We start from the raw sequence: 10,415 nt of genomic DNA on the forward strand, positions 1-10,415 counted from the left end.
GGTGCGCTGGGTGTCCGGGGCGCGCTCGGGGGGGCCCCCCCCGGCGCCGCCCCCCCCCTTCGTATGCCTCTGGCGACTACCGAGCGACTATGACGTGGTGAACTGCACCGCGTCTACGTCGAAGGAATTGTCCTGCGTCGACTTGAAGACCACATACAGCTTGTGGGTGCCGGTCAACGCCTCGACAGGGACGTCCGGAGTGGCCTGATAGGTGTCCCAGCCCCCGGTGTTGGGGACAGGGGTCGTGGCGAGCAGCTTGCCGTCGGGGGCGTCGGCGCGCAGTTCGATGGAGCCGACGCCGTAGGGCGAGGACAGCTTGTAGCTGACCTTGCCGACGCCTTCGACGCTCATCGGGCTGTACGCGATCCAGTCGCCGTTGCTGATGTCGCCGATGCGCTTGCCGTTCTCGGCACCCTCCTGGGAGACGATGCGGGTTCCTGACTGGTCGTCGCGGTACTCGGCCTGCTTGTGCTTGGGCTGCAGGACGGAGCGGCCGTAGCCGGTCAGCGCGCTGACGCCGTCGCCTCCCTTGTCGGTGTACTTGGCGTTGAGTACGTAGGTGAGGTCGGCGCCCTCGGGATGGCCGCCCAGGTCACCGGTGTCCACGGTGCCTTCGCAGCCGGGGATGTCGGTGGTGGGGTGCTCGTGGTCGTCGTGGCCGAGGGCCGGGTTGACGGTGACCTTGGTGCAGTCGATCGTGCCGTCCTCGGGGTCGGTGACGGTGACCTTGTAGGGGATCTTGTCGCCGAACTGGATGAGCTTGCCGTCGACCGGGGTCTCGATCGTCACCTTGGGCGCGGTGTTGCCCGCCGTCACGGGGACGTTGGCGTAACCGGACTTGCCGGTGGAGTCGGTGACCTTCAGCTGGGCGTTGAAGTCTCCCTTGGCGTCATAGGTGTGGGAGGGGTTGGCCTCGGTGGAGTCATAGGTTCCGTCGCCGTTGAAGTCCCAGGCGAAGGTGAGCGGATCACCGTCCGGGTCCTTGCTGCCCTCGCTGGAGAAGTCGACCTTCAGCGGGACGGGGCCGTTGGTGGCGGAGGCCTTGGCCCGGGCGAGCGGGGTGCGCTGGCCCTGGGCGTAGTCGATGCGGTAGAGCCCGGAGTCGTTGTTGCCGCCGCCGAACTCGCTGCCCCACTCCAGGACATAGAGCGAACCGTCGGGCCCGAAGGTCATGTCCATGGGCTTGGCGAACTTCGCCGACTTCAGGAAGTCGTTGATCTTCAGGAGCTTCTCGTCCTTGTCGAAGCGGATTTCCTTGACCGAGTCGCGGGCCCACTCGTAGAAGAAGCTCGCGCCCTCGAAGTAGGCGGGGAACTTCGTCTTGGAGGGGTTCTTGGGGTCGTAGTGGTAGACGGGTCCGCTCATCGGGGCCGAGCCGCCCGCGCCCATCTCGGGGAACTCCTTGGACTCGCCGTAGCCGTACCAGATCTCCGGCTGCTGCAGCGTCGGCAAATCCTTCAGGCCGGTGTTGTTCGGCGAGGGGTTGGTGGGCTTGGCGCAGTCGAACTTCGTCCCGACCTTCTGGGTGTCGGGGTCGTAGGGCGCGTACGCCTGGTTGTTGCCGTGGCAGAACGGCCAGCCGTAGTTGCCGGCCTTCTTGATGACGTTGTACTCGACCAGGCCCTCGGGGCCGCGGTCGGTCGTCGGGCCGCCGCGGTCGGGGCCGTAGTCGGAGGCGTGCACATAGCCCGTCTTGGGGTCGACGGTGAAGCGGAAGGGGTTGCGGAAGCCCATGGCGTAGATCTCGGGCCGCGTCTTGTCCGTGCCCTTGGCGAAGAGGTTGCCCTTGGGGATGGTGTAGCCGCCGGAGTCCGTCGGCTTGATGCGCAGGATCTTGCCGCGCAGGTCGTTGGTGTTGCCCGCGGTGCGGGCGGCGTCGAGGCGCTCCTTGCCGGGGCGCCAGTCGATCGGGGCGTAGCCCTGCCAGTTCGGGTCGAGGTTGGGCGGGACGTCGTCGCCGACGCCCAGGTAGAGGGTGCGGTCGGGGCCGAACTCGACGGCGCCGCCGGTGTGTCCGGGCTCGGGGAAGCTGCGGTCGCGGTAGGCGGGGACGTCCAGGAGCTTCTTCTCGCTGGCCAGGTCGAGGGTGTTGTCCGCCTTGACCGTGAAGCGGGAGAGGCGGTTGACGTCCTCCTTGGCGCTCGCCGGCGCGTAGTAGAGGTAGAGCCAGCGGTTGTCGGCGAACTTCGGGTCGAGCTCCATGCCGACCAGGCCGTCCTCGCCGCCGGTGTAGACGTCGAGCTTCCCGGCGGTGGAGGTGGAGTGGCTCTTCGGGTCGAAGATCTTCACCTCGCCGCTGCGCTGGACGTAGAAGACCTTGCCGTCCTTGGCGACGTCGAGCTCCATGGGGTCGGCGGTGTTGTCGTCGAGCGCGGTCTTCTCGTAGCCGGACCAGACCGTGCCGCCGCAGTCGCCCGCCTTGTTGCCCGAGGCCCACTGGATGCCGCCGAGCACATGTTCACGGAAGGCGGCTTCGGTGTACGACGCCTTGTCGTGGCCCATGGCGGTGGCCCAGACCTTGCCGCCCTCGGCGTTGCGGCACCAGGAGATGGGGTGGTCGGCGCCCATCTTGGAGCCGCCCGGGTCGTATGTCGTCTCGTCGGCGGTGACCAGGACGTGCACGTCGCCGCGGGGATTCTTGTCGAAGTTGTACCACTCCTCCGGGCGCTCCCAGCGCTCCGGAAGACCCTTGGTGGAGGGGTGGTCGCGGTCGGCGACCTTCGCCGTGCCCTTGAGGACGCCCGGCGAGTGGGCGGGCATGTGGGCACCGGCGTTGATGAGCTCGTCCCACCACGGGAAGGAGTCCTCGACGCCCATGTCGAGGGTGTTGTGCAGCGCGACGACGCCCTTGCCGCTCTTCACGTACTTCTTCATGGCGTCGCGCTGGGCTTCGGTGTCCCAGACCATGCCGGAGTTCTGCAGCATGATGATGACGTCGAAGTCCTTGAGCTTCGCGTCGTCGAAGACGGTGGCGTCGTCGGTCTGGACGACCTCGAAGTCGTTCGCCGCGGCCTGCTCCTTGACCATCTGGATGCCGGCCGGGATCGAGTCGTGGACGTAGCCGACGGCCTTGGTGAAGAGCAGGGCGCGGAAGGCGGGGTCCTTGTCGGCCGCGGTTGCTCCGGATCCTGGCAGGAAGCCCACCGTGAGGAGCAGTGCCGCCAGCAGGGCGACGACCCCTCTTCGTAGGCCCCTTAAGGCATGAATGTCACGAGCATGACAGCTCATGAGCGGTTCCTCTCTGTGTGGACGGGGTGCGGGTGCCTGGTGCCGGACATCAGAGGGCCGCGAGGGTGCGGCGCAGGAAGCCGAGGCCGTCGGTCGCGAGCGCGTCCTGGGTGGGTGCGAGGGGGCGCCAGACGGAGGCGGCGACGGCGATGGCGTCGTTGTGGGCGGTGAACGACTCGATGCAGAGGGTGCCTTGGTAGCCGGACTCGCTCAGGGCGCGCAGGAAACCGGGCCAGTCGAGGTGGTCGGCGCCGGGCGCGCCGCGGTCGTTGGCGCACACCTGGACATGGGCGATGCGGCCGGCCGCCGCGCGGACCGCGTCGGGCAGCGTGTGCTCCTCGATGTTCTGGTGGTACGTGTCGAGCGCGACGCCGATCGCGTCCTCGGGGAGGCCTTCGAGGCCGGTGAGGGTCTGGGCGACGGTGTTGAACAGGCTCGTCTCGTAGCGGTTGAGGGGTTCGACGGCGATGCGCACCCCGGCGCGGGCCGCGTACTCGACGACGGGCGCGATGTGCGCCCGCCATTCCGCGTACGCCGCCGAGCGCGCCGCCCGGTCCATGCGCCAGGTGCGGCCGACCGCCGCGTACACGGGTCCTGCCACCACGGGGGCGCCGATCGCATGGGCCGCGTCGACACAGCGGCGCAGGTAGTCCTGGGTGGCGCGGACCATGGCCTGGTCGGCGCGGACCAGGTTCCGCCGGCCGGGCATGACGGCGACGACGGCGGCCGGCGTCAGGCCCGTTGCGTCCAGGAGCTTGGCGGCCGCCGCGGGCTCCCAGTCGTCGGCGTCTTCGAGGGGCAGCTCCACGCAGTCGAAGCCCAAGACCGCCAGACGGGGCAGGGTTTCCGTGAGCACCTCACCGGAGACCGGCGAGTGCCAGATCCAGGGATTCGCCCCCAACTGCCAGGCAGCGTACGTCACTTCTTCCTCCAGTCCTTGGGGTAGCCCGGCATGTCCTGGCACCCGCACATCGCGTAGTGCAGCGGCGGCATGCCGTCCTGGAGGTACTCGTCCAGGTTTTCCTGGGTGACGGTCGGCTGCGGCAGCTTCCACTCCTTGGGCACCTCCTTTCCGTCCAGGATCCGCAGGGCCGCGATGACCGGCGTACGCCACTGGAAGGTCGGATAGGTGGGGGCGATCGCGGTGAGCTTCTTGTCCTTCCAGGCCTCCAGGAAGTCCTGCTGGTCCTCGCCGGTGATCGGCGGGACGTCGACGCCCGCGTCCTCGAAGGCCTCGACGGCGGCGACGGCCGTGGCGCCGGAGTCCATCCAGACGCCGTCGATGGAGCCGTGCCGGGAGATTGCGTCGGAGACGATCGACTTGGTCTCGGCGGGGTCACCGTCGGTGAACTTCGCGTCCACGACGTCCAGTTCGCTCTTGTCGAAGGCCAGTTTCGCCGCCGACCAGCGGGTCTCCAGGACGTCCACGCCGGGCGAGATGCGCAGGGCGAGGATCTTCCCCTTGGGCTTGACCTTGTCGACGAGGAAGTCGGCGGCGACCGCGCCGTAGCCGTAGCCGCCGATCGGGTTGACGAAGGTGACGGCGCAGTCGGTCTCCACGCCGCGGTCGAAGACGATGACGGGCAGCTTGCCGCAGGCCTCCTTCACGGCGGGGGTGAGGGTGGCGGTGGTGTTCGGCGAGACGATCAGCGCGTCGCAGTCCTTGTTCCCGGCCAGCTCCTGGATGTCGGAGATCTGCTTGTCGTCCTTGCCCTGGGCGTCCAGGACGGTGAAGTCGCTGATCTCCTCGTGGAGTTTCACCTCGGCCTTCATGTTCTTCAGGCCGACCTGCCGCCAGGGGTTGAAGACTCCGGCGTTGGAGAAGCAGAGGTGGGTGCCGCCCGAGCCCTTCTTCTTGTACTGGGCGGTGTCGGCCATCTTCGGTTCGAGCATCTGCTCCCAGGGCTTGTCGGCCGGGCCCTGGGGAGTCTCCTTGCCGAGCGCCAACTGGCGGTCGTACTCGGCCTGTTCGAAGAACTTGGAGGGTTTGTCGCCCTGCTCCGACGAGCCGCTCTGCGAGGCCCCGGCCGGCGAGTCGGGCGGTGTGTCGCTGGAACAGGAGGCGAGCAGCGCGCCCGCGAGGAGGGCGGCGGCGGGCGCGAGCGCGCGCCTGCGGTTCGGCTGGATGTGCGTCACGAGGGTCTGCCTCCTGAGGAGTGGGTACGGCGGCGGCGCAGCCGGGACCAGTCGGCGGCCCCGAGCCCGACCGCGGCGATGACGATGACGCCCTGGACGGTGGATTCCAGGGCGCCCGATACGCCCTGCAGGTTGAGCAGCGTGAACAGTGCCTGCAGCGAGAAGGCGCCGGCCATCGCGGCGACGACACTGCCCCGCCCGCCGCCGAGCACGACCCCGCCGAGGACCACGGCGGTGATCGCCTCGAACTCGTAGCCCCGGCCGGCCTGCGCGGACACCCCGGAGAAGCCGCCGACGAGGACGGCGGCCAGCGCGGCGGCCGTGCCGGACAGCACGAAGGCGATGACGCGGGCGCGGTGGACACGCACCCCCGCGAGGGCGGCGGCGCGTTCGCTGTCCCCGGTCGCGATCAGCGTGCGGCCGAAGTCGGAGCGCATGAGCAGGACGGCGACGATGCCCGCGACCAGACAGGCGAGGACGGCCCAGGGCAGCCAGCCCATGGCGGTACCGCGCCCCAACTGCCTGAACCCTTCGGAGAGTTGTCCGTGCGGCGAGCCGCCCGTCCAGTAGAAGACGGCACCCTCCAGGATCAGCATCATGCCGAGCGTGGTGATGAAGGATGGCACTCTCAGACGCGTGGTGATCAGCCCGTTGACCAGGCCGGTGAACGCCCCCGCGAGCAGCAGTCCGGCGGTGATGAGCAGCCACGGCGCGTCCGGGAACGAGCCGTAGACCTCCGCGGCCGCGACGACGCCCGCCGTGACGATCGCGCCGACGGACAGGTCGAACTCGCCGCAGACGATGACCAGATACTGCCCGGCGGCGAGGATCACCAGGGGCGCGGCTCGCTTGACGAAGGCGAGGAAGCGGTCGGGTTCGTAGAAGCCGGGGTCGGTGGCGGCGAGCGCGACGAGGAGCACCACGAGCAGGGCGTAGACGGGCGCTCCGCTGCCGAGCGAGCGGGCAACTCTCTTGTACGGAGCGACCGTTGCCGTCTGGCTGCTCATGCGGACCTCCTGCTGCCGCGCCGGGCGTAGATCGCGACGGCGGCGATGATGACGATGCCGCGGACCACGTTCTTGAAGAACGGGTCGACGCCGAGCTGGTTGAAGACGGAGTCGAGCACGGCGAGCACCAGGACCCCGCCGAGCGTGCCCGCCACTCCCCCGCGGCCGCCCGCGAGGACGGTGCCGCCGAGCACGACCGCGGCGATCGACTCCAGGTCGTAGCGGGCCTCGGTGCCCGCCCAGGGGGCGCCGGCGCCAAGCCGTGAGGCGAGGAAGAGGGCGGCGGCGCCCACGCAGAGCGAGCACAGGACATGGGCGGCGATGATCGTGCGCCGGGTGCGGACACCGGACAGGCGCGCCGCGTGTTCGTCGCCGCCCGTCGCGTACAGATGATGTCCGAAGCGGGTGCGGCGGGAGACGAGCCACATCGCGGCGGCGACGGCGGCGAGCAGGAAGATCGAGACGGGGATCGGGCCCATCCGGTCGTAGCCCAGATGCTGGAAGGAGGCGGGGACCTTCCCGGCCGGGCCGGTGTAGTTGTCCTCGATCCAGCCGCGCAGGATGTACGCGGTGCCGAGCGTCGCGATGAACGCGTTGACCTTCAGACCGGTGACGATGAGGCCGTTGGCGAGTCCGACGGCCGCCGAAAGGGCGAGGACGGCGAGCACCGCGGTGACGACGCTGCCGTCCTCCATGGTGGTGGCGGCGACCAGCGTGCCGAGGCTGATGAGGTAGGCCACCGACAGGTCGAGCGAGCCGGTGAGGATGACGGCGGTCTGGCCGACGGCGACCAGGCCGAGGGCGACGCAGTTCTGCAGGATGCCGACGACGTTCGACACGGTGAGGAAGTCGCCGCCGCGCGCGGCGACCACGATCCAGCCGAGCACGGTGACGGCGGCGGCCGCGAGCCAGACGCCGACGGCCGGGTCGGTGAGCCGGCCGCGCCGTACGGCACGGGACTTCACTGCGGGCGGCGGGGCGACGGTGGTGCCGGTGGTACCGCTCACGCGGCGGGCTCCTCTCCGGAGGAGTCGGACAGGGCGGACGGGCCGGACGTGGCGAGCCGCATCACGTCCTCCTCGGCGGCGCCCGCCGGGAGTTCCCCGGCGATGCGGCCGTCGGACATGACGAGGATGCGGTCGCTCATCCCGATGAGTTCGGGCAGCTCGGAGGAGACGATCAGGACGGCGATGCCCTCGCGGGCCAGCTCGCGCACGAGGGTGTGGATGGCGGCCTTGGCACCGACGTCGACGCCCCGGGTCGGCTCGTCGAAGAGCAGGACGCGGGGGCGGGCGGCGAGCCACTTGGCGATGACGACCTTCTGCTGGTTGCCGCCGGAGAGGTACTGGGCCTGCTGGTCCTCGCCGCGCGCCTGGAGCTTGACGCGTTCAAGGAGCGCGGTGAGTTCGCGGGCCGCGGGCGGGCCTTCGCGGGCGGGGACGGCGCGCGTGACGAGGAGGGCGTTGTCGCGCACGGACTGGCGCAGGGCGAGCCCCTCGGTCTTGCGGTCCTCGGTCACCAGGGCGATCCCCGCGCGGATGGCCTGCCGTGGAGTGGTGGGCCGCAGGGCGTCGCCGCTCACCGTCATGGCCCCGCCGGTGAACGGTGCGGCGCCGAACAGGGCCCGCGCCAGGGACGTACGGCCGGAGCCTTCGAGGCCCGCGATGCCGGTGACCTCGCCGGCCCGCAGCGTCAGATCGATGCAGCGGAGCCGGTCGTTGCCGCCGCCGGTCACCGTGAGGCGGACCTCGCCGATGTCCTCGGGGCGGGCGCGCGGCGGGTAGTAGGCGCTCAGCTCCCGGCCCACCATGGCGCGTACGACCTGGTCGGTGTCCGTGTCGGCGGTGCGCACGGTCGTGACGTGGCGGCCGTCCTTCAACACCGTGATCCGCTGCGACAGTTCGAAGACCTCCCGCAGCCGGTGCGAGATGTACAGGATGCCGAGACCGCGGCCCGCGAGGCGGCGCACGAGGTCGTGCAGGAGGCCCGCCTCGTGGTCGGCGAGCGGCGCGGTCGGCTCGTCCATGACCAGGACGCGGACGTCGGATGCGAGCGCCTTGACGATCTCGACGGTCTGCTGCCGGGCGACGGACAGATCACGGACGTACGTGCGTGGCGTGATGCCCGATACACCGACCTCCGCGAGGAGTTCGGCCGTACGCGCCTCCATCGCGCGGCGGTCGACGAGGCCGTAGCGGGTCGGCTCGCGGCCCAGGAAGACGTTCTCGGCGACCGTGCGGTGCGCGAGCAGCGCGAACTCCTGGTGGATGATGCCGATTCCGGCGGCCTGGGCCTGCGCGGGGTGGCTGAAGGAATGCTCTGTTCCGTCGAGCACGATGCTGCCCTCGTCCGGTACGTGTTCGCCCGCGAGGACCTTCATCAAGGTGGACTTGCCCGCGCCGTTCTCCCCGACCAGCGCGTGCACCTCACCCGCGGCGAGGTCGAGCGAGACACCGTGCAGCACCCGCACTCCGAGAAAGCTCTTGGACACCCCTCGCATCGCCAACATCACTTGAGTCGCCTGCATCGCCTGCACCCTCGGCTCCTTCGGCAGCGGTCTGCAGAGCAATGTGATGAGCGAGCTTTGACCTGTCAAGGGCTCAAGCAGCTTTCTTTGTACGGCAGTTGACGGCGACTTAGGTCGACCGCCGAACACCATCAGCCTTGTGAGCAGCGGAAGTCGTCCCTATGGTGGCTGCCATGTCTGGAGCGCCGGATCACCCCGTTTCCCTGCCGTCGTCGCCCGGCGAGGTCCTCGCCCTGATCCGGACGGGGGCCGCGGCGACCCGCGCCGACATCGCCCGGCTCACGGGGCTCGCGCGGTCGACGGTCTCGCAGCGGGTGGACGCGCTCATCGCGCACGACTTCGTCATCGAGGAGGCCGACGGCGGTTCGACGGGCGGCAGACCACCCCGGCGCCTGCGCCTGCGCACGCGCGAACACGCCGTCGCCGGCGTCGACTTGGGGGCATCGCACTGCCGGGTCGCCCTGCTCGACATCGGCGGCGAGATGCTCGCCCTGCGCGAGGATCCGCTCTCCATCGCGGACGGCCCGCAGGAGGTGCTCGGCCATGTCGAGCGGACGCTGAACTCCCTGCTCAAGGAGGCCGACCGGGAGGCAGCGTCGTTGCAGTCCATCGGGGTCGGCGTGCCGGGCCCCGTGGAGTTCTCCACGGGCCGTCCGGTGGATCCGCCGATCATGCCGGGCTGGCACCAGTACCCCATCCCGGAGTTCTTCGCCGAGCGGTTCGGCGCGCGGGCCCTCGTCGACAACGACGTGAACGTGATGGCCCTCGCCGAGCAGCGCCGCGCCTTCCCCGACACGCGCTATCTGCTCTACATCAAGGTGGGCACGGGCATCGGCTGCGGCATCGTCGCGGACGGCCGGCTGCACCGGGGTGCGCAGGGCAGCGCGGGCGACATCGGGCACATCCGGGTCGGTGACACCGAGGAGCCCTGCCGGTGCGGCAACTCCGGCTGCCTGGAGGCCGTCGCGGGTGGCGCGGCGATCGCCCGCAAGCTCTCCGCTCTCGGCCTGGAGGCCGCGTCGGGCAGTGATGTCGTACGCCTGGTGAAGTCAGGAAACCGCGACGCCGTCCGCATGGTGCGTGAGGCGGGCCGGGCTGTCGGTGAAGTGCTCGCGGGTCTTGTGAACTTCTTCAACCCCGACACGGTGGTGGTCGGCGGCGCGCTGGCCGCCGTCCACGACCAACTCCTCGCGGGCGTACGGGAAGCGGTGTACCGGCGCTCGCACCCGCTGGCCACCCATGTGCTGCGCATCGAGCCGAGCCGCACGGGCGAGAACGCGGCGGCGGTGGGCGCCGGCATCCTCGCGGTCGAACACGCCCTGTCGCCGCGGCAGGTGGACCGCGTCCTCGCGGGCGGTGAAGCCAGACGCTGAGGGATGGAGGCGGCCGTCGGAGGTCGGGCCGCTCCCTACCCACCTGAACCCCTCTCTGCCCCCCGCGCCAATTGCCACGTCGGGGGTCATGAGGGTGCCATTGTCGGAGGTGCAGTATGCGTTCGAGCTGGTGCCCGCGGCCGC

General features: G+C 70.2%; 7 protein-coding genes. 1 reads left to right on the forward strand and 6 read right to left on the reverse strand.

The genetic code is table 11. From position 1 onward, the window contains the following. Positions 1-87 precede the first annotated feature (87 nt). Genes ACFWY6_RS39760 through ACFWY6_RS39785 form a run of 6 tightly spaced genes read right to left on the reverse strand, consistent with a single transcriptional unit; the run spans position 88 to position 8,880 of the window. Positions 88-3,228, reverse strand: a complete 3,141-nt coding sequence (locus ACFWY6_RS39760) for a ThuA domain-containing protein (protein WP_384701067.1) — start codon at positions 3,226-3,228, stop codon at positions 88-90. Positions 3,229-3,277: 49 nt separating this feature from the next. Further along, positions 3,278-4,150, reverse strand: a complete 873-nt coding sequence (locus ACFWY6_RS39765) for a sugar phosphate isomerase/epimerase family protein (RefSeq protein WP_384701070.1) — start codon at positions 4,148-4,150, stop codon at positions 3,278-3,280. Next, positions 4,147-5,355, reverse strand: a complete 1,209-nt coding sequence (locus tag ACFWY6_RS39770) for a substrate-binding domain-containing protein (protein WP_384701082.1) — start codon at positions 5,353-5,355, stop codon at positions 4,147-4,149. The genes ACFWY6_RS39765 and ACFWY6_RS39770 overlap by 4 nt, the downstream gene beginning before the upstream one ends. Before the next feature lie 5 nt (positions 5,356-5,360). Then, complete coding sequence (locus ACFWY6_RS39775) at positions 5,361-6,371, reverse strand: ABC transporter permease (RefSeq protein WP_384701073.1); 1,011 nt, start codon at positions 6,369-6,371, stop codon at positions 5,361-5,363. Beyond that, positions 6,368-7,378, reverse strand: coding sequence for an ABC transporter permease (locus tag ACFWY6_RS39780; protein ID WP_384701076.1), 1,011 nt, complete (start codon positions 7,376-7,378; stop codon positions 6,368-6,370). Before ACFWY6_RS39780 ends, ACFWY6_RS39775 begins: the two co-directional genes overlap by 4 nt. Beyond that, complete coding sequence (locus ACFWY6_RS39785) at positions 7,375-8,880, reverse strand: sugar ABC transporter ATP-binding protein (RefSeq protein ID WP_384701084.1); 1,506 nt, start codon at positions 8,878-8,880, stop codon at positions 7,375-7,377. The genes ACFWY6_RS39780 and ACFWY6_RS39785 overlap by 4 nt, the downstream gene beginning before the upstream one ends. A gap of 191 nt (positions 8,881-9,071) precedes the next feature. On the opposite strand from ACFWY6_RS39785, the gene ACFWY6_RS39790 reads away from it, so the two are divergent. Beyond that, on the forward strand, positions 9,072-10,271 hold the full coding sequence (locus ACFWY6_RS39790; protein ID WP_384701079.1) for an ROK family protein: 1,200 nt from the start codon (positions 9,072-9,074) through the stop codon (positions 10,269-10,271). Positions 10,272-10,415: the final 144 nt, after the last annotated feature.

The organism is Streptomyces sp. NPDC059037 (genome assembly GCF_042740015.1).
Classification (GTDB): Bacteria; Actinomycetota; Actinomycetes; order Streptomycetales; family Streptomycetaceae; genus Streptomyces.